The organism is Planktothrix serta PCC 8927 (assembly GCF_900010725.2).
GTDB lineage: Bacteria > Cyanobacteriota > Cyanobacteriia > Cyanobacteriales > Microcoleaceae > Planktothrix > Planktothrix serta.
On record NZ_LR734888.1, the window covers coordinates 136,582 to 163,043 of the forward strand.

The 26,462-nt window shown below is 40.3% G+C and carries 26 protein-coding genes; 8 read left to right on the forward strand and 18 right to left on the reverse strand.

From position 1 onward, the window contains the following. Nucleotides 1–35 precede the first annotated feature (35 nt). The 5 genes from PL8927_RS27060 to PL8927_RS27080 form a co-directional block, all read right to left on the reverse strand. The gene (locus tag PL8927_RS27060) at nucleotides 36–239 is read right to left on the reverse strand and encodes a translation initiation factor IF-2 (protein ID WP_083627006.1); all 204 of its coding nucleotides are present in this window, start codon (nucleotides 237–239) and stop codon (nucleotides 36–38) included. A 130-nt stretch (nucleotides 240–369) separates the two neighbouring features. Further along, on the reverse strand, nucleotides 370–1,332 hold the full coding sequence (accD, locus tag PL8927_RS27065; protein WP_083627007.1) for an acetyl-CoA carboxylase, carboxyltransferase subunit beta: 963 nt from the start codon (nucleotides 1,330–1,332) through the stop codon (nucleotides 370–372). Between the two features lie 497 nt (nucleotides 1,333–1,829). Continuing rightward, a complete protein-coding gene (locus PL8927_RS27070; protein ID WP_197047569.1) occupies nucleotides 1,830–2,051 on the reverse strand; it encodes a hypothetical protein in 222 nt (73 codons plus the stop codon). 84 nt (nucleotides 2,052–2,135) lie between these two features. Further along, nucleotides 2,136–2,945 carry a prepilin peptidase gene (locus tag PL8927_RS27075; protein WP_083627009.1) on the reverse strand — a complete coding sequence of 270 codons (810 nt, stop codon included), beginning with the start codon at nucleotides 2,943–2,945 and terminating at the stop codon, nucleotides 2,136–2,138. 222 nt (nucleotides 2,946–3,167) lie between these two features. Continuing rightward, the gene (locus PL8927_RS27080; protein ID WP_231506159.1) at nucleotides 3,168–3,431 is read right to left on the reverse strand and encodes a hypothetical protein; all 264 of its coding nucleotides are present in this window, start codon (nucleotides 3,429–3,431) and stop codon (nucleotides 3,168–3,170) included. A 97-nt stretch (nucleotides 3,432–3,528) separates the two neighbouring features. Between PL8927_RS27080 and PL8927_RS27085 the strand changes: the two genes are divergently transcribed. Then, nucleotides 3,529–4,317, forward strand: a complete 789-nt coding sequence (locus PL8927_RS27085) for an HAD family hydrolase (RefSeq protein ID WP_197047570.1) — start codon at nucleotides 3,529–3,531, stop codon at nucleotides 4,315–4,317. Nucleotides 4,318–4,347: 30 nt separating this feature from the next. Here the strand turns inward: PL8927_RS27085 and PL8927_RS27090 are convergent, their stop codons facing one another. From PL8927_RS27090 to PL8927_RS27130, 9 genes are all read right to left on the reverse strand, one after another. Beyond that, nucleotides 4,348–6,636 carry a caspase family protein gene (locus PL8927_RS27090; protein ID WP_083627010.1) on the reverse strand — a complete coding sequence of 763 codons (2,289 nt, stop codon included), beginning with the start codon at nucleotides 6,634–6,636 and terminating at the stop codon, nucleotides 4,348–4,350. Nucleotides 6,637–6,802: 166 nt separating this feature from the next. Beyond that, nucleotides 6,803–7,975, reverse strand: coding sequence for a sulfate adenylyltransferase (gene sat / locus PL8927_RS27095; RefSeq protein WP_083627011.1), 1,173 nt, complete (start codon nucleotides 7,973–7,975; stop codon nucleotides 6,803–6,805). Between the two features lie 181 nt (nucleotides 7,976–8,156). Further along, a complete protein-coding gene (fabF, locus tag PL8927_RS27100) occupies nucleotides 8,157–9,410 on the reverse strand; it encodes a beta-ketoacyl-ACP synthase II (RefSeq protein WP_083627012.1) in 1,254 nt (417 codons plus the stop codon). Nucleotides 9,411–9,607: 197 nt separating this feature from the next. Then, nucleotides 9,608–9,850, reverse strand: coding sequence for an acyl carrier protein (locus tag PL8927_RS27105; protein WP_083627013.1), 243 nt, complete (start codon nucleotides 9,848–9,850; stop codon nucleotides 9,608–9,610). A gap of 200 nt (nucleotides 9,851–10,050) precedes the next feature. Beyond that, nucleotides 10,051–10,833 (reverse strand): cobalt-precorrin-6A reductase, encoded by a 783-nt coding sequence (locus PL8927_RS27110; RefSeq protein ID WP_197047571.1) that lies wholly within the window; start codon nucleotides 10,831–10,833, stop codon nucleotides 10,051–10,053. 129 nt (nucleotides 10,834–10,962) lie between these two features. Next, nucleotides 10,963–11,439 (reverse strand): hypothetical protein, encoded by a 477-nt coding sequence (locus PL8927_RS27115; RefSeq protein ID WP_083627014.1) that lies wholly within the window; start codon nucleotides 11,437–11,439, stop codon nucleotides 10,963–10,965. Continuing rightward, on the reverse strand, nucleotides 11,408–12,637 hold the full coding sequence (locus tag PL8927_RS27120; protein ID WP_331281866.1) for an urease accessory protein UreH domain-containing protein: 1,230 nt from the start codon (nucleotides 12,635–12,637) through the stop codon (nucleotides 11,408–11,410). The genes PL8927_RS27115 and PL8927_RS27120 overlap by 32 nt, the downstream gene beginning before the upstream one ends. A gap of 8 nt (nucleotides 12,638–12,645) precedes the next feature. Then, nucleotides 12,646–13,365 (reverse strand): class I SAM-dependent methyltransferase, encoded by a 720-nt coding sequence (locus tag PL8927_RS27125; RefSeq protein ID WP_083627015.1) that lies wholly within the window; start codon nucleotides 13,363–13,365, stop codon nucleotides 12,646–12,648. Between the two features lie 17 nt (nucleotides 13,366–13,382). Next, the gene (locus PL8927_RS27130; RefSeq protein WP_083627016.1) at nucleotides 13,383–13,577 is read right to left on the reverse strand and encodes a hypothetical protein; all 195 of its coding nucleotides are present in this window, start codon (nucleotides 13,575–13,577) and stop codon (nucleotides 13,383–13,385) included. 431 nt (nucleotides 13,578–14,008) lie between these two features. On the opposite strand from PL8927_RS27130, the gene PL8927_RS27135 reads away from it, so the two are divergent. The 6 genes from PL8927_RS27135 (at nucleotide 14,009) to PL8927_RS27160 (ending at nucleotide 24,351) form a co-directional block, all read left to right on the forward strand. Then, on the forward strand, nucleotides 14,009–16,540 hold the full coding sequence (locus PL8927_RS27135; RefSeq protein WP_083627017.1) for a mannose-1-phosphate guanyltransferase: 2,532 nt from the start codon (nucleotides 14,009–14,011) through the stop codon (nucleotides 16,538–16,540). A 114-nt stretch (nucleotides 16,541–16,654) separates the two neighbouring features. Then, complete coding sequence (locus tag PL8927_RS27140) at nucleotides 16,655–17,260, forward strand: single-stranded DNA-binding protein (RefSeq protein ID WP_083627018.1); 606 nt, start codon at nucleotides 16,655–16,657, stop codon at nucleotides 17,258–17,260. Between the two features lie 147 nt (nucleotides 17,261–17,407). After that, nucleotides 17,408–20,125, forward strand: a complete 2,718-nt coding sequence (locus tag PL8927_RS27145) for a bifunctional diguanylate cyclase/phosphodiesterase (protein WP_197047572.1) — start codon at nucleotides 17,408–17,410, stop codon at nucleotides 20,123–20,125. 273 nt (nucleotides 20,126–20,398) lie between these two features. Continuing rightward, nucleotides 20,399–20,701, forward strand: coding sequence for an RNA recognition motif domain-containing protein (locus PL8927_RS27150; protein ID WP_083627020.1), 303 nt, complete (start codon nucleotides 20,399–20,401; stop codon nucleotides 20,699–20,701). Between the two features lie 178 nt (nucleotides 20,702–20,879). After that, nucleotides 20,880–21,200: an RNA recognition motif domain-containing protein gene (locus PL8927_RS27155; protein WP_083627021.1), complete on the forward strand. Its 321-nt coding sequence runs from the start codon at nucleotides 20,880–20,882 to the stop codon at nucleotides 21,198–21,200. Nucleotides 21,201–21,555: 355 nt separating this feature from the next. Further along, the gene (locus tag PL8927_RS27160; protein ID WP_083627022.1) at nucleotides 21,556–24,351 is read left to right on the forward strand and encodes a TIGR02921 family PEP-CTERM protein; all 2,796 of its coding nucleotides are present in this window, start codon (nucleotides 21,556–21,558) and stop codon (nucleotides 24,349–24,351) included. A gap of 180 nt (nucleotides 24,352–24,531) precedes the next feature. Here the strand turns inward: PL8927_RS27160 and PL8927_RS27165 are convergent, their stop codons facing one another. Together PL8927_RS27165 and PL8927_RS27170 are read right to left on the reverse strand one after the other, a co-directional pair. Further along, nucleotides 24,532–24,864: a DUF5615 family PIN-like protein gene (locus PL8927_RS27165; RefSeq protein WP_083627023.1), complete on the reverse strand. Its 333-nt coding sequence runs from the start codon at nucleotides 24,862–24,864 to the stop codon at nucleotides 24,532–24,534. After that, nucleotides 24,865–25,086: a DUF433 domain-containing protein gene (locus tag PL8927_RS27170; RefSeq protein WP_083627087.1), complete on the reverse strand. Its 222-nt coding sequence runs from the start codon at nucleotides 25,084–25,086 to the stop codon at nucleotides 24,865–24,867. Nucleotides 25,087–25,514: 428 nt separating this feature from the next. On the opposite strand from PL8927_RS27170, the gene PL8927_RS27175 reads away from it, so the two are divergent. After that, entirely contained in the window at nucleotides 25,515–25,673 is a 159-nt protein-coding gene (locus tag PL8927_RS27175) for a hypothetical protein (protein ID WP_156093351.1), read from the forward strand. A 15-nt stretch (nucleotides 25,674–25,688) separates the two neighbouring features. Here the strand turns inward: PL8927_RS27175 and PL8927_RS27180 are convergent, their stop codons facing one another. Both PL8927_RS27180 and PL8927_RS27185 read right to left on the reverse strand, forming a co-directional pair. Beyond that, on the reverse strand, nucleotides 25,689–26,072 hold the full coding sequence (locus PL8927_RS27180; RefSeq protein ID WP_083627024.1) for a PIN domain-containing protein: 384 nt from the start codon (nucleotides 26,070–26,072) through the stop codon (nucleotides 25,689–25,691). Then, nucleotides 26,065–26,307: a hypothetical protein gene (locus PL8927_RS27185; RefSeq protein ID WP_083627025.1), complete on the reverse strand. Its 243-nt coding sequence runs from the start codon at nucleotides 26,305–26,307 to the stop codon at nucleotides 26,065–26,067. The genes PL8927_RS27180 and PL8927_RS27185 overlap by 8 nt, the downstream gene beginning before the upstream one ends. Nucleotides 26,308–26,462 lie beyond the last annotated feature (155 nt).

Sequence of the window (26,462 nt, forward strand, 5' to 3'; positions counted from 1 at the left end):
AGATTCTTGCTTCAATGCCTTTAAACTCAAAAGGGTTAAGGTTCATCGAACTCGTTGGACTCTGGGGACTGGCGTTCAGCAATGATGTAGGACATCAAGGCTTTAGCATCCTCAAGAGCCAAACGGGTTTGAGAATGTTGATAAGCAATTCCCAACTGATCGCACAGTTTGAGTACAGTCTCAACGGGGAGATTGTAGTCCTCTGCTATTTCTGTAATGGACAGATCGGCAAAACCCATGAGTCTAGTTGCTGACAGGTCTTGATCAAAAATTATAGGAACGTTTGGTATCTCTGAAAACAGCTAATTTTCTTTCTGGGGTAACAGGTAACAGGTAACAGGTAACAGACAAGATGCCTGTTCCACTTTCTTAGACAGACTTTGACGGTGAGACTTCATGGTTTAGGTCTACTTCGGGATGGGGGGAAGTTAAGGATTTAACTTCTGGACAATGGGAAAAAGGACTGGAATTTTGGGGGGGACGATGGAGGCGAATCAGTTGCGCTAAGGTTTTCTTAAGTTGGGTACGCGCAATAATCGCATCGACAAACCCATAGCTTAATAAGTATTCTGAGGTTTGGAAGTCATCGGGTAACTTTTCCCGGAGGGTTTGTTCGATGACCCGTCTGCCCGCAAAACCAATCGTCGCTTTCGGTTCGGCTAAAATCATATCCCCTAACATGGCAAAACTCGCCGTCACCCCTCCGGTGGTGGGATGGGTGAGAACGGGAATATACAGGAGTCGGGCTTTTTGATGCCGTTGCAAAGCGGCGGAAATTTTCGCCATCTGCATCAGGCTCAACATTCCTTCCTGCATTCTCGCGCCTCCCGATGCACAAATAATGATCACCGGATAGCGTTCTTGTGTACCGTGTTCAATTAATCGGGTGAGTTTTTCCCCGACCACAGAGCCCATGCTTCCGCCCATAAACCGGAAGTCCATGACACCGAGGGCAACGGTTTCTCCATCGAGTAACCCGACTCCCGTTTGTACCGCATCGGATAACCCGGTTTTTTCCCGCGTTTCCCGCAGTCGATCACTGTAGGATTTGCGATCGCGGAATTTGAGCGGATCAACGGCACACATTTCGGCATCTAGGGGCATCCAGGTATTGGGATCAATGAGTTGCTGAATACGCTCATCACTATGTACCTGGAAATGATGACCACATTCCAAACAAACCATGTTATTAGCTTGTAGGTCTTTGGCATAAGTTAAAGCATTACAGTGTTCGCACTTCACCCATAACCCATCAGCAATTTCACGTTCCTGGGGTTCAGGACTGCTGGGTAATGATTTGCGCCGATTTGCGAACCAATCAAATAGAGACATTAAAGATTGTTTTGACCTTTCAGTTTTTAATTTAAAAAATGAGGCATTTGGAAATTTGGGGAATTCCCGTTAGCCCCAGGATTGAATTTTAAATCTATACCATAATAGAACGATCTACATCAGATCAATCACGTTATCGAAAATTTGGGTAAAAACCCCGTCCTTTGAGGACGGCTTTATATTTTGTTTGTGTGGTAAACTTGAATCGCCGAAAAGCGAAAACCAAGCAGTAGGCAATCCACCTTGAAAACTCAAGTTAGGGGGTTCTGTACAGAAATGCTTGTACAGGTAAAAACTTTAAGCAACAAGTACAAAAAGCTTTTGCTGACACCGTACCGATGGACTATCGGGATCGGATTTTCTGAAAGGGGAATAAAAGTCTGTGGACTCTGTGTAAGACGGTACATGGTTTTTAACTGTGGTATGCAACGGTGGATGAAGCAGAAACTTAAATCGTGAGGTTTGGGAATCCACTCGCCTTTAGGCAGTGGAGGATGTCAATCCACAGATTCTAATTCTTCATCAATCGGACTTAATAACAGTAACGCTGTCCATTGATGGGCTAGGGGAACTTGCAACCCCACAGGGCTCCCCATTCCCAAGGAAGAACACACCCCCAAGTCAATCATCCGCGTGGGAATATCCTGCGCTTCTAACACCTGCTGCATCAATTCAGCTTCCCATCGCAGGGCTGTTGTTTTAATCGTAATCCAAGACATAGAAATTTGTTGGCGGTTGGCTGTTGACTGTTGAGTGTTGAGTGTTAGCGAGCGAGGACGCTCGCGCTGCTTCCCCTGCTTGCTTCATAGAGGAAAAAATAGACTGAGGTAGGCTGATAATAGGGTTTGTCCCCAAAGGGCGGTGATAGCGGTAGCTAGGGCGAGGAAGGGGCCGAAGGGGATGGGTTGACGGCGATTTATTAATTGGAGTGCGATCGCTCCTCCTCCGACAATAGCCCCTAACCCACAGGCGATAAATCCAGCCACCAGTAAATATTTCCAGCCTAACCAAGCACCCATCATGGCGGCGAGTTTACTATCTCCGGCCCCCATTGCGGTTTGACCCATAATTAGGGTTCCTGCAAAGGAAATCATATCAAATAGCCATAACCCTAGAACAGCCCCAAAAACTCCCACCATTAAGCCATTACTCAGGGGTGAGGATACTTTTAACCCTTGGGTTAGTTGAAATCCTAGGCCTAATATTAACCCGGACTGGGTGAGAACATTAGGCAGGGTATAGGTATCTAAATCAATTAAGGATAGGGCGATTAACCAACTGAATAACACCCAATAGCCCAAGGTTTGGGTGAAGTTTGGGGAGATTAAAAATATCAATAAAAATAAGAGTCCTGTGGCGGCTTCGACAAGGGGATAGCGGATAGAAATCGGGGTATGGCAATGTTTACAGCGTCCCTGAAGCCACAACCAACCGAACACGGGAATATTTTCTGAGGGACTTAACCGCGTTAAACATCGAGGACAGCGAGAGGGAGGATGCAGGATGGATAACCGGGCGGGAATTCGATAAATCACCACGTTGAGAAAACTGCCGATAGACGCTCCAAACGCAAATACAATCAAATAGGCAGGTAAATTCAGTAAAATATCCATGTTCAATGCTAACTATTAAAATGGGAGCTAAAACCATTCACCAGAAACCCGGTTTCTGAAAGGGTCTTGATTAAACACCGAAAGCTTTGTATAGAAACCGGGTTTCTGAAAGGGTCTTGATTAAACGCCGAAAGCTTTATATAGAAACCCGGTTTCTGAAAGGGTCTTGATTAAACGCCGAAAGCTTTATATAGAAACCGGGTTTCTAAGAGTCTCTGGGATCTAAAATAAATCGGCTTCAATGCGTTCAAAAGGGATAAAATATTCCCCAGGTAGCAAAATCGGTTGACCCGAAAATAATAAGCAACTGCGATAATTACTGGGGTTGATCGCCACTCCCAAAGGCCGACGCATTCGTTGAGCATGGACTTCTACATAGGCATAATAGAGATGTTTAGCCACCCTGATTAAGTCCGCGTCAAGCTGATAGGGAGGCATTGGAGGGTCAAGGAAGGATTCAGTTTCGAGTTGTAAGGCTTGTACCACGATCGATCCTCAATTACAAATTTTAGAGGAATAAAACAACGTTGATTTAATATAAGTTGAGTTAATTCTGAAATTGTCAATTTCAAATTAAAATTTTATGATAAACGATAAACCGACTTTACTGGCACTAGATTTTGACGGGGTTGTTTGTGATGGACTGTTGGAATATTTTGAAACCGCATGGCGCAGCTATTGTCAACTGTGGTCGCCTCCTGAGACTGTTTCACCCGAAGTATTAGCCCCGATTTTCTATCGAACTCGCCCTGTGATTGAAATTGGTTGGGAAATGCCGATTTTAATTCGAGCTTTGGTTTTGGGGATTTCGGAAACGGATATTTTACAGAATTGGTCAACAATTGCTCACAATATTGTCACGGAAGAACAATTAAAAGCGGAGGTGATGGGCCCTAATTTGGATGGGGTTCGAGATCAATGGATTAATAATGATTTGTCTGGTTGGTTAGGATTACATCGGTTTTATCCGGGTGTGATTGAACGAATTAAACCTCTAATTGAACAGTCTTTTCCTGTTTATATTATTACTACAAAGGAGGAGCGATTTGTGCGATCGCTTCTCCAACAACAAGGGGTTACAATTCCCGAAGGCCGAATTTTTGGCAAAGGTTATAAACGTCCGAAAGCCCAGATTTTACGCGAATTATTAACAACAATTGAACCGACTCCGAATATTTGGTTTATTGAAGATCGCTTACAAACGTTATTATCGGTGCAACAACAACCGGATTTAAACTCAGTACAATTATTTTTAGCAGATTGGGGCTATAATCTCCAAAAAGAACGAGATTTAACGTTAGAATATCCTAGAATTCATTTATTATCCCTGTCTCAATTTAGCCAGGAATTTTCAGATTGGTTAAATCGTTAAGCTTAAGCCCTGAAATTGCATTACCGATTTCTACCCCACAACCCGATAAACAAAATTCAATGTTGCCCAACGATTAATATCGAGGGCTAAATCATCAGTAACAATGCCCATTTTATCTAATATGGGTTGACTGCCTAGACTCAAATCTTGTAAAATTGAATCGGCAAGATCCAAAGGATTAGAGACTAAGTTAAACTTTAATATTCCCTCGTTTTTCTTGACATTTTTATCTAAATTTGTTAAAGTTGTTATGAAAGGATTTTGACTTAAAATAACGTGAGTTTCTGCTAATCCTGCTGGCCCTTTTACCAGTTCTCCAATAATTTCCGTTGAAGAATTTCCACTGTAAATAGTAGCTGGGGGTAAACTGAGGGATTTTCCGGCTGCAATTTCTTGTTGCTGAGGATCAAAAACCGAATTAAAAATATAAGTTTGTCCTTCACTATTGCAATAAAATAGAAGAAAATAAACCGGAAAATCTCCCTGATTTTGCAGTTGATATTGTAACCGACTTCCCACAGCAACCGTGACAATTCCTATAGTTTCTGAAGCTGAAATAATAGATTGATTTGAACTCGATTTAGAATTAACAGTTTGAGTGTTTTCTCGATTAACTTGATTGAGAATTCCCTGGGTTTCTCGTTTGATTAAGACTTGAGACTGGGGGGCTAATAAATTTAAACTTGCTTTGACTTTTAATTGCGAAGAACGTTCGTTTTCTGTTAATCGTAATAACTTAATAGCTAAACGAGTTTTGAGTTGGGGAATTAACCGATGTACCGCCATTTTTACCGCTTCTCCTCCTTCGCCAACGGTATCGGGAAGTAATACTGAACCCTTGGAAAATAACCCATATCGTCCTTCAAATAAAGGAGATAAGGGTGCGTTTAACGCTTGAGCAATAGTGGTATCAGTAACACGACTGAGTAAATAATCCGCAGGTTGATCACTGGCTACAATTGTCATCCGAGAAAACCCCGAAAAAGCACTGGTAGCATCAACTCGTTCAATGCGATTTAATTTAGGGTCTAAGGCAATTTTTAAATTAATTTGTCGGGGTAAAATCCGAATCACTTCTTGTAACTGTTGCCCGGTTTGTAACTCGAAAGATGATGTTAAATCACTGGTTTTGATTTGCGCTTTGGCATTTAATCCCGTGCGGGAACGCAGTTGTAAATAGACAGGATTTTCTAAAGTATTAGACTCTGGTATAATCGTTAATATACTATTTAAACTATAGGAATCCAAGACAAAAGTAGGAAGCCCCGTTAATAAAATTTTGGCGGTTTTTCCATTTTCTTCAACGCCAGTAATTACACCATCAACGGGATGAAAGTTAACCCCTAAATTCCCCAAAGAAAATTCCCGTTCAGTTTTAACATTAGACCCCGTTAACGTGCGTCGTAGTTGGGGTTGTTGACAGGGCCCAACAATTTGTTCAACTTCCCCAGCCACTCGGCTAATTTGGGCGGGTAAGTTATCAGTTGAACTTGCCCCCCAGAGAGTTTGAGTTAAAGTATAGGTAAACAATCCTGCATTAAATCCATCCCAGCGACCTTCTGTTGCAACTTGGGAAGGTTTAGATGCGGCTAAAACTAATCCCGGTAATTGCCCCGGTTTTCGTTGTTCTAATTCTTCACGCGAAAGGCTTAAATGGGATAATAATTGATTTTGTAAATCCAGTTCTGCGGGGTTGACTTCAACGGTTGTTGGACGGTCAACTGCGCGAATTTTGAGAGTCCCTTGTTGATGATCACCCGGATAAATAAAACTTGTATCTAAAACGGTAATGACATCAGAAGTTGAAAGCGATCGCAATAACAACCATAACGTATCTTCTAAAATATCATTAACAGCTTCCTGTTCTGATAACGCGACATCAACAGGAAGGTAAGAATATTGAATTTGAGGTTGACTAGAAACCGAGTTATAACGGGGAATACAACTGCCATAACCACTAAAATGAAACAGCACTAAATCCCCCATTTGAGCTTGTTCAATTAAATGGGAAATAAATGTAGATTCAATCTGATTTCGAGTGGCTTCTTCGTTGGTTAACGTGACAATATCATCGGGTTGAAACCCAAATTTATAGATTAATAAATTCCGTTGCAATTCCACATCCGTTAAACATCCTTGCAACGGTTCTTCAATCCGATTAACTGTTGGATATTGATTAATTCCTACCAATAGGGCTAACTTCCGTCGGGTTGGCTGTGCCAAGGCTTGATATGAACGATAATACAATCTTTCATGAATCCCCAGCATCGCCAGCAGCAAGCCAGCCTGTTGTAAAAATTCCCGTCGTTTTAATCCCATTACCAAAAATCAGTTATCAGTTATCAGTTATCAGTCATCAGTCATCAGTTATCAGTTTAGAAGGGCATCTCCCCTCTTGGGGTGAATTGAATTTCAAGCCATTTAGAAAACTAATTTAGACTTGCTATATTAACTCTAAAACTAATAACTGATTACTGATAACTGATTACTGATTATTCGTTTTCATGGCTTTAATTAGTTCATTAGCAACTTCGGGTCGGGAAAATTGCGGGGGGGGTAATTCTCCCCGACGCAGTAATTCTCGCACCTTAGTTCCCGATAAATGAATTCGCTGTTCTGGGGTGCTAGGACTGGTTTTGCTAGTAGCCATGCCTTCTGTCACCGTACAATAAAAAGCGTGTTCAAACATCATCGGCAGTATGCCTAATTCCCCAGGTTCAAACTCATCGAAAATATATTGAGCATCATAAGTGCCATAATAATCGCCCACCCCGGCATGATCTCGACCGACAATAAAGTGAGTACAGCCATAATTTTTCCGCACAATAGCATGAAAAATCGCTTCACGGGGGCCTGCATAACGCATCGCAGCCGGATTAATCGCTAAAATCACCCGTTGTTTAGGATAGTAATGATCAATCAAAATTTCATAGCAGCGCATCCGTACATCTGCCGGAATATCATCGGATTTTGTTGCTCCCACTAAAGGATGCAAAAATAATCCATCAACGGTTTCTAACGCACATTTTTGAATATATTCATGGGCTCGATGGATAGGATTTCGAGTTTGAAATCCGACAATCGTTTTCCATCCTTTTTCTCGAAACATCGCCCGTGATTCTGCGGGGTCAATTTGATATTTTGGGAAATAGGGATGGGCTTGACGCTCTAATAACCAAACCGGGCCAGCAAGATTCACACCCCCTTGATCATAAACGACTTTCACCCCTGGATGTTTTTCGTCTGTGGTGCGATAAACGTTGAGAGCTTCTTTTTCCTTATCGTAGGTATATTTTTGGGTGAGTTCCAAAACACCCACAAATTCACCCGTTGGGGAATCTAAACGCACTAAACCCACTTTGAGGTTTGAGGCTACCTCTTCAGACACAGACAAAGTAATCGGAATTGACCAAGGTAAACCATTGCTGAGGTGCATTTGGTCAACAACGGTTTTATAGTCCGCCTGTTCCATAAACCCAGTTAAGGGGCTAAAACCGCCAATGGCAATTAATTCTAAATCAGAGAGCGAGCGCTCATCCAACTGAACTCTGGGTAAATGTTCCCTTTTGTCCAAAAATTCCTGCCGTTGGTCAGGGGTGGCAATGCGATTAATCAGATGTCCACCATGGGGAGCAATAGCGTCAAGATGATGACTCAAGGATACCTCTCTAGGTTGACTACAAAGACAACAATTATTAAATTTTCTTGATTTTTCTATCCTACCCTGTTACGCGAGTACAGAATAGCTTAATAACTGCAACAGCCACTCCATCAACAAGTTGATCAAGTGGCTATTTTCCCAATGTAGAGACGCGCCATGGCACGCCTCTACATTGGGGTTAGGGTTTAAACTTTTTAAACGCTAAGGTCACATTATGTCCTCCAAAGCCAAAGGAATTGGATAACGCCACATTAACAATTTGGGCGCGACTGGTGTGAGGAACATAATCCAAATCACAAGCTGGATCTGGGTTATCTAAATTAATAGTCGGAGGAACTCGATCCTCAGCAATAGCCATCGCCGTTGCTACCGCTTCAATGCCTCCAGAACCTCCTAATAAATGACCCGTCATCGACTTCGTAGAACTTACGGTCACTTGATAAGCACTTTCGCCTAATACCTTTTTAATCGCTGCCGTTTCTGTAGTGTCGTTAGCAGAGGTACTGGTTCCATGAGCATTAATATAACTAATTTGATCTGGGGTTAATCCAGCATCCTTCATCGCTAAGGAGATGGCTCTAGCTGCCCCTTCTCCACCGGGAACCGGGGAGGTCATGTGGTAGGCATCACAGGTCATGCCATAACCCACCAATTCTGCATAAATGTGAGCACCCCGACTTAAGGCACAGTCTAATTCTTCTAACAGCAGAATTCCGGCGCCTTCTCCCATCACAAACCCATCTCGATCTTTGTCAAAGGGACGACAAGCTTTCAGAGGTTCATCGTTGCGGGTCGATAATGCCCGTGCTGCGGCAAATCCGGCGACAGATAAAGGTGTAACCGCCGCTTCTGTACCCCCACAAATCATCGCTTGAGCATAGCCCCGTTGAATTAAACGAAAGGCATCGCCCACAGAATTTGATCCCGCCGCACAAGCGGTTACAGAACAGGAGTTTGGCCCTTTGGCTCCCGTATGAATCGCCGTCAGTCCGGCCGCCATATTCGCAATCATCATTGGGATCATAAAAGGACTACAGCGATCGGGGCCACGAGTCAAATAGATCTCTTGCTGATCTTCGAGCACTTTCAGTCCGCCAATGCCTGTTCCAATAATGACACCCACCTGTTCTGCATTTAGGTCATTAATCACGAATTTGGCATCTGCTATGGCTTGTTGACTACCCGCCACCGCAAATTGAGCAAAGCGATCCATCCGCTTGGCTTCCTTGCGCGAGATGTAATCACAGGGGTCAAATCCCTTGACTTCACCCGCAATGCGACAATCATGGCGTGACGCATCAAATAAGGTGATTGGGCCGATTCCATTGCGTCCGTTGATTAACCCGTCCCAATATTGAGCCTTGGTATTTCCAAGCGGAGTAATTGCTCCTAAACCTGTTACAACAACGCGCTTAACATTCATCGTACTCATGATTTTCGTCGATTCAAGAATTTAATCACCCAAAATGCAGAACGTCAGTGAGAAGCAAAACTAACCTTATAACAGCAGTTTATTTAAGATGGGTTGGGATTGCCTAATCCAGACAGTCGGACGCAGTAAAAAATCTCTGTGAGACTGGTGGAAGGCTAATCCTCCACTTGTTCTGTTGATTTTACCTCAGTTGAGGGTTATTCCTTTTCTGCGTTCTTCTTGATGTAGTTTACAACGTCTTGAACGGTCTTAATATTTTCAGCGTCTTCATCAGGAATTTCGACTTCAAATTCTTCTTCCAACGCCATGACCAGTTCCACTGTATCCAGAGAATCAGCGCCTAGGTCATCGATAAAGTTAGCCGATGGAGTAATTTTATCTTCCTCAACGTCTAATTGCTCTTTAACAATTCCCTTCACTTTTTCAAACGTATCACTCATATCCTATCTTTCCTTAGTTGGATGCCGCGTATACCATCTTATCGGAAAGGGGGATCACCGCAGCAACGATCTCCTACTTTTTCGGGTGTCCGGTGTCCGGCGTTGGATGTGCTCGGAGTCTTCAAGACCCGATGAAAATTCGCCATCAAGTTTTGGCCAAGGTCTAGGGAGATTAAAGATTAGACGGGTTAATAGGGTTTTTATCCCCCCTTTAAGGGTTGACAAAATTTAATAGCATTTGAAAAAGATTGAGTCATCTGAGGATAATTAATCAAGGGTCGCTGAATAATAATTAAAGGAATGTTGAATTGATGGGCTAGATTGATTTTAATATCTTCCCCCCCTGCTGACCCAGAGGCTTTTGTCACCACCAGCGAAATCTGCCAATGTTGCCATAATGCTGTTTCTAATTCTAGGGAGAAAGGAGGACGAAGGGCAATGATTCGATCCGGTGTAAATCCGGCTTTCAAAGCTGTATCTAAAGCAACAGAAGAAGGTAATATTCGCGTAAATAATAGGGCTTGATCTTGCCATTTTGTAAATTGAGCTAATATTCTGTATCCCAAGGTGAGTAATACTCGTTTTCCGGTTAAATAATCGCCGTTTAATAGGGTTTCAACACTATCTAAATAAACAATATTAGCTAAATTTTGAGGAACTATAGCCAGACGTTCATATCGTAAATAGGGAATCTTATGGGTTTGGGAAATTGCGATCGCTAATTTAGAAATTTCTACTGCATAGGGATGAGAAGCATCTAAAATCCTGTTAATTTTATTAGTATTAATAAATTGGCTAATTTTGCTTTCCTCTAATTTACCTACCCAAATTGTTAAAAATTCAGATTCAGGATAGAGAGATTTTGCTGATTCTGTAGTCACACTAACAATACAATCAATTTGCAATTGTGCGATCGCCTCAGCTAATATTGCACTTTCGCTAGTTCCTCCAATTAACCAGACTCGATGAATTAATTTCTGCATAAACCTCGGTTTTAATTTTTTTTAAATATTATAGTTTAAATTAAGAGGGGCGGGTTTAGGTAGATTGTTTGTGAGCAGTAAAGGTTAACTCGAACCCGCCCCTACGGGGTGAGAAAATCCGGTTAAAAATCATCGAACTGTCACAGAATAATTAGCTTTAAACGGTTTAAAACTCTTGTTATCTTTGGAAGTTCCTGTTAATTCTAATTGATAACTTCCCACTTGGGGAAAAATTACTTCTGTTCCGGGGATACCTTGATATTTTTCGACGGAAATCGCTTTTAATTGGGGTTGCATTAACGGTTGAGGATTTGATGAACGCGGTTCTCGATAAATCGCCAGTTGACAATTACATTGGGAGAGGGGAATAATGTTTCCTCCGCGACGGGTTAATGCAAACCAAATCGTTGCTTTTTCGCCTGTACGGGGGTTATGATTTGGTTCTAAGTGGAACGTTACCGCCACATCTCCAGAAACTTCCACTTCATGAGCAATAGCAGGGTTAGAATGGAGAAGTTTTTGCAGGGGTTGAAAACAGAGAAATGTTCCCACAATTAATAATAACTTTAAAGACTTATTTTTGTTTAAGGGGTAGGGGTGCAACATAAAATTTTTTTAACCCAAATAATGACCAAACAGGACGATACCGAACCAATAATACCACTAAGGTTAAAAAGGTCAGGATAACAACTCTGAATTTACTCCCAATTGTAACATCAAATCCTCCCCAATAATTAGACCCAATCAATAGAGTATGAATAACCGCTAAAATTAACGCGGGAACTGCTAATAAATGAATTTTACGCCAGAATATTCCTAAGTAATTTTGGATAAAATCAAAGCTGGTAATTGCAGCAGGAATCATTAACATGAATGCTAACCCTCCCGCCAGAATTCCTCCTTGATGTTGAGGGAGCATAAATTCAAAGGCGGTTAAATTCCATTGAAAGGTATGATCTAACATTTGCACTGTATGAACAATTGCTAATACAAAAGCTCCCACTCCTAAAACTCGTCTATATTTTAAAGGATATGACCATAACCGACTAATGGGACGGGCAATTAAGGCTAACATTAAACAAATTAAAGATCCATACCCTGTATAATCAACATGATTTCCTGTTCTTAATACGGTTAAAATTCCGATTAATAAAGTAATCCATCCTCCCATTCTAAACAGTTGACTGCGACGGTCGGCGGTGAATTTTTCGGTTAATAATCCCACTCCTAACATAGTCGGTAAAGTTCCTGTCCCAAAGGCTAACATCGTTAATATTCCTAACCCTATATTTCCCGTTTCTGCGGCTTTAATTTGGGCTGTATAGAGAAAACCACAGGGAATAAACCCCCAAATTAATCCCAATAATAGGGGAGTAAAAGCATGATTTTGTAAGGACACATTCACCATGAGTTTACTCAGATGAGTATGTAAATTTTTAGGGGATAAGGGATGGAAAATTGGGAAGCGATGAAAGACAGTGGGATTAATTTGGGCGAGTCCTAAAATGATTAACATGATCCCCGTTAAAATAGCAATTCCTTGGCGAAAAATACTGCCAATTCCCGCCATTTGTCCACTCGCAATTAAAACCGAACCTAACCCGCCAATTATAGCTCCAACTAAAGCATAACTGAGAATTCGGCCTAAATTTAATAACAGGTGAAATTGCAACGGGATTTTGCCAGGGGATAGAGATTGATCGGAAAAAGAAAAAGCAACGGTTAAGGGGCCACACATCCCCAAACAGTGACCAAAACTTCCGAGAAATCCTAATGCACCCATTAATAACAGGTCGATGATCATGATTCCGTTTAGAAGCGGATTTTATAGAGTTGAAATAACGTTCCCGGCTTACGTTTTAAAATTTTAGCACCTGTTGCTTTAATAATTGTTTCCCAATTTTCTAAGGGCTCTAAGAAAACTTCGGTGCCTAAATAGGTTTCTAAAATTGCCCAATCTTCAGCTAATTCAGCATCGGGAATTAGAATGTCAAACACAAAATCGCCACCGGGTTTAACGACTCGTTTGACTTCTTTTAAGACTAATTCCCAATAACTCAGGGGATAGTAACAACTCCATCCCGTTGCGATCGCCAAATCAAACTGATGATCTTCATATTGCAGTTTATGACCGGGGGCTAATTTCACTCCTTTAAACAGTTTAGAATTTAACTGCGGCCCTCGAATTGTCAAGGCATCTTTAGCAATATTACTAATATCTTGACCATAAAATAAAGCTTCCCAATCTCGCCAAGGATAAATCAGAAAACTGACTCCACAACCGATATCTAAACAGCGCTGATTTTTTTGGGGTTTGGCAATTTCCCAAAAGGGGGAAGTGATTTTTTCGGATAAAGTTCCGGCCATGCGATCGCGGAAAATTGCCATCGTTTCCACTTCTGGCGGTAAATCAAAGGCTTCCCCTTGATATTCGCGGTTAAAGCGATAGGCTACAGAGTTGATCGCCCTTTCCAAGGGATCGGAACTTACAGACAAACTGAAAAAATTGGATGGATTAGAAGATTTAGACATTCATTATAGATATAACTCTATTTTGAGCCTTTTAAGGCTTTGGTAAAATTTTTCCGATAGGAGGAATTGAATACCAACACAGGCCATAATAAGGAGAGGATGAGACGGTTCTGGAAACTGCGGTTGAAGTTGGTATTTTCAAACCCCCTCCAAAACTTCCAAATTCCACCCCCATAAATAGCAATCAATAGCAGGGTAATTAGGGAACTCATAGCTAAAGGATTTTGCCGTAAAGGATTATCTACAAGTTAACGTTGTTCTATTTTAGCAGTTAATCTCAAAGAATTGTACTTTACAACTGATGAAGGAGTGATCCCCTTGACCCGCTTGTACAAGATGTCTGGGTTTCCGGTAGACAAAAAGCCTTTGAATCGACCGATTAAGGGATAAACGGGTGACTTCTACCTGAAGGGGAAGATTTGGAGATTTTAATAAAAATTAACGATTAAAAGAGAGAATCATTTTAAGATTTTTAGCGATTAAATAAGAAATTTGCTATCCTATTACTAAGTAGGTTATTGATTCTAACATCTTTACTGCCTTTCTATTGAAATCCCTGATCGGCAAGCTGTTCAAGGAATTTGAGTGAAAGAATACCTAGGATTTTGAATAATAAATTAGCCTAAATCAGTCAGGAGGAGATATGCGAGCAGTGCTAATGGCAGGTGGATCGGGAACGCGACTACGACCGTTAACGTGCGATCTTCCTAAACCGATGGTACCGATACTCAATCGTCCCATTGCTGAACATATTATTCATTTACTCAAACAACATAATATTACAGAAGTGATTGCTACCCTGCATTATCTTCCCGATGTCATGCGGGAATATTTTCATGATGGCAGTGATTTGGGTGTACAAATTACTTATGCGGTTGAAGAAGATCAACCTCTGGGAACCGCAGGTTGTGTAAAAAATATTGCTGAACTTTTAGATCAAACTTTCTTAGTGATTAGTGGAGATAGTGTTACCGATTTTGATTTAACTGCCGCCATTGAATTCCATCACCGCAAACAATCTAAAGCCACATTAATTTTAACCCGAGTGCCTAACCCGATTGAATTTGGGGTGGTGATTACCGATGAAAATAATCGCATTAATCGTTTTTTAGAAAAACCCTCCGCCAGTGAAGTCTTTTCCGATACGGTGAATACGGGAACCTATATTTTAGAACCGGAAGTTTTACAGTATCTTCCCTTTGATCAAGAGTGTGATTTTTCCCAAGATTTATTCCCCTTACTCCTGGAAAAAGGAGAACCCATGTATGGGTTTATTGCCAATAACTATTGGTGTGATATTGGTCATTTAGATGTCTATCGAGAAGCCCATTATGATGCCTTAATCGGAAAAGTTAAACTCAAAATTCCCTATCCTGAACGTTCTCCGGGGGTGTGGATTGGCGAAAATACCTATATTGATGAAACGGCCCAAATTGAATCCCCGGTTTTGATTGGTCGCAATTGTCGGATTGGGGCGAGGGCGCAAATTGAAGCCGGAAGCGTCATTGGCGATAATATCACCATCGGGGCGGATGCCAATATTAAACGACCGATTATTTGGAATGGGGCGATTATTGGGGATGATGTCCATTTACGGGCCTGTGTGATCGCCAGGGGCACCCGTGTCGGCCGTCGCGCCCATGTCCTCGAAGGGGCGGTGGTGGGTTCTTTATCCAGTATTGGGGAAGAAGCCCTAATTAGTCCAGGGGTGCGGGTGTGGCCGAGTAAAAAAATCGAATCCGGGGCGACGCTGAATATTAATTTAATTTGGGGGAATACGGCCCAACGCAATTTATTTGGTCAACGGGGGGTTCAAGGATTAGCAAATATTGATATTACTCCCGAATTTGCGGTTAAATTGGGTGCTGCTTATGGATCAACTTTAAAACCCGGTTCAACGGTGGCAGTTTCGCGGGATCAACGGCCGATTTCTCGGATGGTCACTCGTTCTTTAGTGGCGGGTTTAATGTCCGTTGGGATTAATATTATTAACTTAGATGCCACAGCGATTCCGATTACTCGGACTACGATTCCCACGTTAAAAGTCGCTGGCGGAATTCATGTCCGACTTTCCCCAGAACGGGCGGATTATCTGTTAATTGAATTTCTCGATAGTAAAGGAATTAATATTACCAAAACCAAAGAGAAAAAAATCGAAGGGGCTTATTTTAAAGAAGATTTACGACGGGCACAAATTCCCGAAATTGGTAACGTTAGTTATGCCATCGATTTACTCGATATTTATAGTACAAGTTTTGCTAAACATATCAATATTGAGGTGTTACGATACAGTAATGCCAAAGTTGTAATTGACTATGTTTATGCGGTTTCTGGGGCAATTTTACCGCAACTTTTAGCAAAATTTGGCTGTGATGCCGTGGTTTTAAATGCTAGTTTGAATCACACCGCTTTATCCGTTCCTGAACGGGAAAATTTACTCGATCAATTAGGGCGAGTTGTAGAAGCTTTGCGGGCTAATTTCGGGGCGCAAGTCTATGCCAATGGCGAACAATTTATGTTAGTTGATGAAACCGGAAGTCCCATCCGAGGGGAACCCTTAACCTCTCTGATGGTGAATATGGTCTTAACTTCCCATCCCCGTAGTGTGGTGGTAGTTCCCGTCAATACTTCGGCGGCGGTGGAACAAATAGCCCGTCGTTATGATGCTAAGGTGATTCGCACGAAGGCTAACCCAACGGCTTTAATGGAAGCTTGTCACCGCTATCCTAATGTGGTTTTAGGAGGGAGTGGGGATATGGGGTTTATTTTCCCCCAACTGCATCCGGGGTTTGATGCCATGTTTTCCATTGCTAAAATTATTGAAATGTTAACCAGTCAAGAGCGATCGCTCACCCAAGTGCGGGCAGATTTACCCCATGTTGTCCATCGTCGATATACCGTCCGTTGTCCTTGGACAATCAAAGGAGCGTTGATGCGGCATTTAGTGGAAACCCATTCCCCTGAAAACTTAGAATTAATTGATGGGGTGAAGTTAATTAACTACCAAGATGATAACTGGGTTTTGATTTTACCCGATGCGGGAGAACCGATGGTTCATATTTTTGCCAATAGCGTTGATCGAGATTGGGTTGATACCACCTTGCGAGAATATCGCAATTTAGTCCATGATTTTGTTAATCAATCTCAAGGGATGGATCACCAAGAAGACATTTGAAGTTCAAAATTAACAGAAAAATAGTTTGAATTTGCAATTAAAAATGTCATGATTAAAAAAAAACTCAACTCCCTTGGAGAGTTTAACCTTGTACTTGAATTTATTCATTAACCCATGAACAGTATTATTCTAATGGCGGAGATTATTCAAGATCCGCAACTTCGTTATACCCCCGATAACCAACTCGCCCTAACAGAAATGTTAGTTCAGTTTCCTGGGGTGCGAGAGGTTGATCCCCCGGCTACCTTAAAAGTGATCGCCTGGGGGAATTTTGCCCAAGAAGTTCATGAAAAATATCATCAAGGCGATCAAATCATTATTGAAGGTCGTTTAGGAATGAATATGATTGAGCGAAAAGAAGGGTTTAAAGAAAAACGCGCGGAATTAACGGCTCAACGGATCTATCCTGTAAAGGGGGATCTCAAAAGCCAACCCTATCCTTCTGATGCAGCAGCCACACCCAATAAAGTTGTTGATTTGGGTTCTCGTCGCGCTAACACTCCTCCCCCTATTTCCGAAGAACCCCTTGAACCCCGTCGCTCTCCCACGACTTCCCCCCCTAGTAGAACGGCTCCTCCTAGCGAACCGGATAACCCCGATTATGATCCGATTCCGTTTAAACGGGTCATTGCATCCCAAATTGTTGAGGTCGGACTGGTTGAAGCTTGGGAATCAGAGATCAATCGCCCCCGTGTTGGGTTTGAGTGGACAAAATTTTAATTGGGGTTTGTAGAGGGACTCAAATGCAGGAACAAAGCACTCTACAAAATTACTAATGATTAAGAAACAATGAGTGATGTGATGTCAGCGATTTTGAATGCGTAACCAGTTGATTAGTTGCTTTACTTCTCAAGGAGATCAGCGCTCGTGAAGTTATCACTGCGTCAACTACTCGTTATTCCTTTTGTGCTACAAATTGTGATCGCAGTGGGAATAACGGGATTTTTTTCGTATAGAAATGGTCAAAAAGCTGTCCATGAGTTAGCAACTCAGTTACATGAAGAAATTAGTACCCGGATAGAGTTAGCTCTGAGAACCTACCTGAATAGGGCTCATCTTGTGAATGAGACTAATAAAAATGCGCTGACGCCAGATTTCATCTCGTTAACAGACTTTACACGTTTAAAACAGTTTTTTTTAAGCCAAGTCAATTCTTTTTCTCCCATTGACTATATAGCTTGGGGAAGTGAAAAAGGAGAATATATTGGTGTTCGAAGAATCAACGATCAACAATTTAATTTAGAAATTGTTCAGAATTCGACTCAAGATTGGTTTCATATTTACAGCTTAAATAAAACGGGAGAACAGGGTAAACTTTTAAAAAGATTGCCTAATTATGATCCCCGTCGTCGTCCTTGGTATCAAGCTGCAACCCAAGCTAAAACAGGTATATGGACTCCGATTTATCTTTGGTTTTATCACAGTACCTTAGCTATTGATGCCGTTTTACCCATTTATGACTCAGAAGGACGTTTATTAGGCGTGCTAGATACGGCATTCTATCTGTCAGAAATTGGTGATTTTCTTCAAAGTGTGAAGATTGGTAAATCTGGACAGAGCTTTATTATGGAGCGTTCTGGGCTGTTAGTTGCTAGTTCTTCAGTGAAAAATCCTTTTCTGATTAAAGAAGGTAAACCTGAAAGAATAAAAGCGGTTGAAATTAATGATATTTTAATTAGAGAAACAGCTAAAAATCTCCAAAATCAGGTTACAAGTTTTGACTCTATTCAAGACTCTATTTCTTTAGATTTTAAAGCAGGTGATGAACGATATATTGTTAAGGTTTTTCCGTTTTCAGATCCCAGGGGAATTGATTGGTTAATTTGTATTGTGGTTCCCGAACGGGATTTTATGAATTTGATTATTTACAATACAAAAGTTACGTTATTTTTGTGTCTTTTGGCTTTGATTATAGCAACAATTTTAGGAATCATAACGGCTCATATAATTACTGACCCTATTATTAAGTTAAGTCAAGCGAGTCAAGCTATTACCAAAGGTGAATTAGACCAGAAGATTGAAATTAATCGAAAAGATGAATTGGGAATTTTAGCCCAGTCATTTAATCAAATGGCAATGCAGTTGAAGACCGTTTTTGAAAAATTAGAAGTGCGGGTACAAGAACGCACGGCTGAATTACAAGAAGCTAAAGCAGCTATTGAAAAATCCAATAAAGAATTAGAAGATCGAGTTGATCAACGGACATCGGAACTTTCTTTAGCTTTAGAACATTTAAAAAAAACACAAGCGGAATTATTAAAACGGGAAGAAAAACTAAAATTTGATGCGTTTCACGATAGTTTGACAGCGTTAAAAAATAGAAATTGGCTGTTAAATAGACTCCAACATTTAATTCAAAAAACAAAAGTTGAAAATCATTATTTATATGCTATTTTATTTTTAGATTTAGATCGATTTAAAGTGATCAATGATAGCTTGGGTCATTTAGTCGGAGATGAATTATTAAAAAGTGTAGCTCATCGTTTAACAACGGTCGTTAAACTCAAGAATACTGTCGCACGACTCGGAGGAGATGAATTTATTATTTTATTAGAAAATATTACAGATCTAACTGAAGCAACAGATGTAGCACAACAAATTATTGAACAGATTAAACAGCCTTTTTATATTTATAAAAATCAAATTTTTACTGGAGTTAGTATTGGAATCACTATCAGTTCTATAGGCTATTCCCAAGCTGAAGAAGTTATTCGAGATGCTGATATTGCCATGTATCAAGCTAAACGTTTAGGGAAAGGGTGTTATCAAGTTTTAACTCCCGCAATGCAAGTTCCTGCTGTGCAACGTTTACAATTAGAAAATCAGTTAAGGGAAGCTTTAATTCGGCAAGAGTTTTTATTATATTATCAACCTATTATTTCTTTAGAAACAGGAATGCTCGTAGGATTTGAAGCCTTAATTCGTTGGGATCATCCCCTTAAAACAAGAATTAATCCCAGTGAATTTATTCCTCTCGCCGAAGAAACTGGATTAATTCAAGCTATTGATTTATGGGTATTAAAAGAAGCCTGTAACCAAATTTGTCGCTGGAACCAGCAATTTCAAAATTTACCCCCTTTGAGTATGAGTATCAATCTTTCTCCCGTTGATTTAAAACAGATTAATCTGGTTGAAAATTTTCAGCAAGTTTTGGAAGTAAATTCTCTAGGAAATTGGATTTTAAAGTTAGAAATTACTGAAACGTGCTTTTTAGAAACTTTGACTTTTGAACAGGATTTAATTAAACAACTTCAAGCCATCGGAATTCAATTGTGTATTGATGATTTTGGCACAGGATATTCCTCTTTAAGTCGGCTGCATAGTTTCCCTCTGTGTACTTTAAAGATTGATCGTTCTTTTGTCAGCCAAATTCAGTCTAAAATAGAAGGTGCAGAAATTATTCACACAATTATTACGTTAGCTCATAGCTTAGGGATGGATGTAGTCGCTGAAGGAATTGAAACCAATATCCAACTCGAAAAATTAGAAGAGTTGGGATGCAATTATGGACAGGGCTATTTAATTTCTAAACCGTTAGATCATTTAAAAGCTACAGAATTTTTAACCCGCGTTTTTTATCAATAACTATTATCTAATCGGATCACAATATCTTGAAACAATCCTTTACAATCTGTAATAATTGGATAGAAAAATGGAGTAAAAAAAATCTATATCTATCTTTTGACAGATAGAGATTTTTTAGCAATTAATGTTATAATCTCAAAAAGATTAGATATCGGTAGCCTAGTTTGCGATCGCATCAGGAACGTTTTTTATCTCTGGTGTAAGTTCTGCCCGCTTACCTCCGAGTTCCAATCTCTACACACCCCTTAAATTTTTGACTAAAGAGGTAAGTTAATGACGATCTATGTAGGTAATTTGTCTTACGAGGTAACGGAAGACAATCTGAGAGAAGTATTTACTGAGTATGGTTCTGTTCAAGAAGTTCAAATCCCCATTGACCGGGAAACCCGGAAAAAGCGAGGTTTTGGCTTTGTCCAAATGACAACGGATGACGAAGAAGCGAAAGCAATTAATGAACTGGATGGGGCGGAGTGGATGGATCGGGTTCTCAAAGTGAATAAAGCTCGACCGCGTGAAGACCGAAAACCCGATAGAGGGAGTTGGGGAAATAAACAAAATTATTCACGGCGCTACTAAGTTATTTAATCCAATATTCTATTACCTATTTTTTAACAGATTGTGCTAAAGTAACCAGTGAGAGTAAAATTCGGTTGTAGCTTTTGTTTGTAGTCTTGATGGGCATTTCCCGTTTGGTTTGGACAGGCTTCTCTCCGAAATTCCAACCTCTGCACTGTCTTGATTTTGGAGATACCCCATGTCTATTTATGTCGGCAATCTTTCTTATGAAGTTACCCAAGAGGATCTAACCAGCGTTTTTGCAGAATATGGTTCTGTAAAACGGGTTCAGCTTCCTAAAGATCGGGAAACAGGTCGAGTGCGGGGCTTTGCTTTTGTTGAAATGGAAACTGAAGCAGAGGAAGAAAAAGCCATTGATGATCTCGATGGAGCAGAATGGATGGGTCGGAGCATGAAAGTGAATAAAGCTAAACCCCGTGAGAATTCAAGGGGTGATAATAGCTTTGGTGGTGCTGGTGGCGGTGCTCGTGGCGGTGGTAATCGTCGTGGTCGCTACTAAATTGTGTCTGGGCGGATCACTCCGATTCGGACTGGCTCTGATCAGTCCCTAGATTTCATCTAATATAAAAAAGCTCAGGCAGCAATGCTTGAGCTTTTTTATTAGAGTACAATTTCTCTATTCTCTGATTATTATAGCACTACCAATTAAGGTATTTAACAATACTAAACCTTGTAACAAGGGTGATAACTTACTGTTCCCTGTTCCCTCGATCTATATAACAAATTGTAAATTTCTGCCTCTAAATTTAAGTAATTGTGGATAGCTCAACTGTAGATCGTTAAACTGGAAAACTAAGAGGGTGCAATAGTTTTTGTTCTAACTTCTGCCTTCATATACACTTTCATGGAGTAATATGAATATAACTAAAACTCTTCATTCTCTGTTTAAATTAATTTTTTGGTTGTGGAATTTCACCTTCCTAAGCGTTGTTTATCTTTGGATTTTACCCTTTGTAGCGATTTTCTTAGTGGTAGCAACTTTTACCGGGGAAATTGAACTAGAATTTACTCTGACCATCCTCACTTTAATAGCAGTTCCCACCATTTGCACTGTTATTGGTGCCCGATATTTTCGCCAACGTCCTGTCGAGTTAATCCGATTATTTTATGGTGTAGAAGCACCGCTATTTCTCTTTTGTCTGGTGCGATTATTTATTCTGCGAGAACTAACTCCAGCCAGCCGTTTAGTTTTAAGTACCATTCTGATTTGTATTTGTGCTTTTTTTGTAGAATTGTTATGGGGATATTTAGGAAACAAACACAATAAAATTCATCGATTTTTATCAGGAATTCAACTCGTTACCCATAGCTTAATGTTATTAGTCGGGTTATACGTTGGAATTTTTCTATTCTATTATGCTGTTCCCCTTGCTGTTATTCTCCTGCGCCAGTTCTTTTCATGGGAATGGTTAACTTTTCTTTGGCAGTCTTTAACTCATGATTTCTTATTATCTTTTTTTATAGTGACAATTCTGTTGACAGGAACAGCCACCCTATTTTTAGGAATGCCATCTGCTTTTGTTGCCCTTTATATTCATTCAGGACAACGAATTTTACGCAACTTTGCTACTCAATATGGTCGCATTCGTACCGCCCAAATTTCGTTAGGGGTGATAACCCTTTGGATGGTTTTATTTATAAATTTTCTCCATCAACCGCAAGTTTTAGCCTTTGAAAAGTTAGAAACGATTCCCAAAACTGATCAACAAAAACAAGAATTATTAGCTCAATCTCAACCCATTCGTAAAGGATTAATTAATGCCTATCTATCCGCCTATCGTTATCTAGGAGCCGTCAAAGATAGTAATTCTATTGAGACAATGTACAAAGATGTTTTTAACCTGCCTCAACCTCTTTTAGATAGAATTCAGAATAGTTATAATCAAGTGATGTCACCCTTTCTCTATCAAGGAGATTTAGATAAAGACTCTGAGCAAGCTGAAAAACTCTATGCTAATTTTTTTGATACTCCCATTCAAAAAGGAGAACGCCTAGCCATTCAACACGCACTCAAATCTACCGCTATTTTAGATGAAGCTAAGGCGGGGTTATTGAATATTAATCAGAAGAAAGTTTGGTTAGCAAAACAACAGGTTACAGTTGAAGAACAGGGGGACTGGGGAGAGGTAGAAATCTATGAAGTTTATCAAAATCAAACCAACGATGTAGAGGAAATTTTTTACTCCTTTTCCTTACCGGAAACAGCCGTAATTACAGGTCTTTGGTTAGGAGATACGAATAATAAAGCCACACGTTTTCCCTTTACCGTTGCTCCCAGAGGTGCGGCGCAAAAAGTGTATAATTCCCAAGTGAAACGGGAACGTCCTGTTGACCCAGCATTATTAGAACAAGTCGGAACTCAACATTATCGCCTGCGAGCTTTTCCTATTCCTGCTAAATCAACTTCTTGGGAGAGAAATAATTCCAGTCGTCCGACAGAATTACATCTTTGGTTAACCTATAAAGTCCTGCGTCAAGGAAATCAATGGCTCCTCCCTAAAGTTGGTGAAAAACGCAATATTTTCTGGACAAAAAGCACCCAACGAATTCGCAATCAAAAAAGAATTAGAGGGTTTGATAATAATTGGTTAGAGGCTAGTTTACCCGCTTCTAAAGCGTCAATTCAATCCCATGAAGTGACATTAGCTAATTACAAAATTACGGCTCAACCCTTAACTCAAAAGGATTATATTTTACCCCAAGGTCAACAATTTGCGATTATTCTCGATACCTCTCGCAGTATGGGAAACCATCAACAGGAATTAGTGAAAACCTTAGACTGGTTTAAAACTAATGTGCTTCCGAATAATCAAGCGGATTTATATGTTACCGCAACGGAAGGAAATCAACCCCAATTAATTGATAATTTGCGTCAATTCCCGGTGAATCAAAAAGCCTTTTATGGAACCCTGCAAATTAAGGAAATGTTACGTCAATTTATGGAATTAAAGGAAAATAAACCCTATGACGGGATTATATTAATTAGCGATGAAGGAAGTTATGAATTATCAGAAGATAAAACAGGAGTTCCTCAGATTTCTGTTCCCCTGTGGATTGTCCATTTAGGCTCCCTCGCCCCTGCTTATGAAGATGGAACATTAAAGATGATTCAAAAGAATGGCGGTGGCGTTTCTACCGATATTTCTGAGGTGATTAAACGCATCGCAACCACTGAACAATTCACCCAGAAATTAGTGAGTTCACCCCAACCCAAACCGACAGTTTTAACAGTAGCAGATGGTTATGGGTGGTTCATGGAAAAAACGACAGAAAAACCTACAAATTCTCAGGGGTTTGAACCTATCGCCGCCCGGTTATTAGTTCGAGGGTTAAGTCAGAAAACCTCTGATCAACAATTAACGGAATTAGATGGGATTCATGCGATCGCAAAAACCTATAATATTGTTACCCCTTATTCTTCGATGATTGTTTTAGTTAATGATGAACAACGTCAAGCATTGAAAGCCGCAGAAGCCTCTGCTGATCGATTTAATCGTAAGATTGAAACCGGGAAAGAACAGTTAAATAAACCCAATAATCCCTTGAATAATACGGCTAGTGTTCCTGAACCGGGAATGGTCGTTGGCTTAGGAATAATTGGACTATTTATGATAGTTAAATCTCAACGAAATAAGCTGCGATCATCCTAAATTATTCATTAAAAGGGTCTGTTTTAATTGAGTTTTAACAGAAAATATCAATAAAATAACCCTGACCGTAGGGGCGAGTTCAAGACTATCTTAGTTAACTCGTAAAACTCTAAATCAACTCGCTCCTTCCTCTGTTTTTTAAGAATGTGATAACGTAGCCACAACAATCACGGGAATGCACTACGCTAATATCAAGATACTTTCTACTTTGCTATTGCAAAATTGAATTATCGTGTCAAAATTATCTCTTAAAATTTGAACAATCTTGGATGTTGAACTGTTACCAATGCGAAGATAGATAAATTTGGGTGGATGACCGTAGAGTAAACTTCGTTGATGAAAATCAGAATCCTTTGACACAATTACGAAATGATTTGGCTTTGCATATTCCCAAATAACTGAATCCTCAGTATTTGTAAGTGCCAAGGTTTTGACATGATTAGAATCGGGATACAAATCGATAATCTTGCTAATAATCTGATCCGAGAGGTTTTCATCTAGTAGTAGTTTGATTCATGATACCACAAATAACTTTCTCTCCCGCTCGGCTGCAAAAGCAAGACAAGCTTTGATATCTTCGGAAGTGAGTTCCGAAAAATCTTCTAAAATTTCTGCTTCTGTCATACCACTTGCTAGATATTCTAGGATATCGTAGACAGTGATTCGCATTCCTCGAATACACGGTTTTCCACTCCGTTTTCCGGGTTCGATGGTGATGATCTCATTGTATTTCATAGATTTTTCAGGAAAGTTACTTAAATCTATCATAGGTCATCTATTGTGCAAGTTGCGATTGACTCATCCGCAAGATTGGCAAGGCGATCAAGCACTTGAGTGTTGCCGAGTATAGCGTAACTACAGTGATTTTTGTCGAGCAGAAACATTACTCGAAAGGATTGGGGTTGTGGTCAAATTGTATTTCGCCTCGTGAGTATTGGACGGCTTCTAAACATTCTTGGAAATCGTCCCCTGACCAAGTGCCGATTGTCTTGAGATGAGCGAGAAAGGATCTAGCGGATGTGTTACGAGGTTTGCCCGGAAGAGAGTTAACAAAAGTGAGGACTTCGGCAAGGTGATCGCTCGGCAAAGTTTCAATTGCTTGTAGAAGTTGTTCTTTTAGGGTCATAAGCTGTGCGAGGGTTGTTGTTTATGGGTTGATCCTAATGGGCGTTCGCTGTTTATATTTTAGGCGATCGCTCTTTACTTTTAACGCATTGCGATCGCTCTCCCTAAAATTATTACAAGAAAGTGCGATCGCTTTTTTTAAGACTGCGATCGCTCTCCCTACAATTAAAACTACACCAATTAAACGAATATTCTAATTAATTCGCTTCAATCTAACGCACCACTCGGACTTCAACTCCAAGGCTAAGATTGCTCCACAATCTATCAGTTGTCAGAACAGGTTGATTCAAAGAAATCCCTAACGCTAGACAAGCGCGATCACCAAATGAAAGCCCAATTGATTTAGTTTTTGGTCGCAGCATTCCCGACTTTAATGCTTGTTCTTGATCAAAAGCTACAACCTCAAGATTTAGATTGGATAGAATCTGCTGAATGACGTTTTCATTTATTCCTGCTTCCGCTAACTTTGCTATCACTTCAGACAAGTTGACGGTACTGATAACAGCATTCCCAATAAACCGCGAAATTTCTTCGCTACCTGTTTCTTGATTCAGTAAAGCTAAGACAGCAGAGGCATCTAAAACAACTTCACTCACCTGTCCCCTCCAATCTTCGCTCCTGAATCAACTCTTCGGAAAGTTTTCTACTAGCAGGAATATATTGCCTGAAAAGAGCTTGAGCCTTTTGGAGGGAAGTTTGGGTCTGATCCCGAATGGGTTGATCTTCTATAACAAGAACAGCGTTATACTGACCCACTGGTATATCTACAGGAGAATCGACTAACAACTTGCCATTGCTTGTTATCGTTACCTTTAATCCAATAGTTCGCATCGTTAACTCTACTAATTAATTTAACTATTAATTATAATGATAAAGCTCCCCAAAATGACTAACAATCGCAATGACATTGAAGACTTTGTAAAATTTCTAAGTGCTTTGCAGCTATTTCAGCATCGCCATTAATAGATATCTAGCAAGTTTAGAGA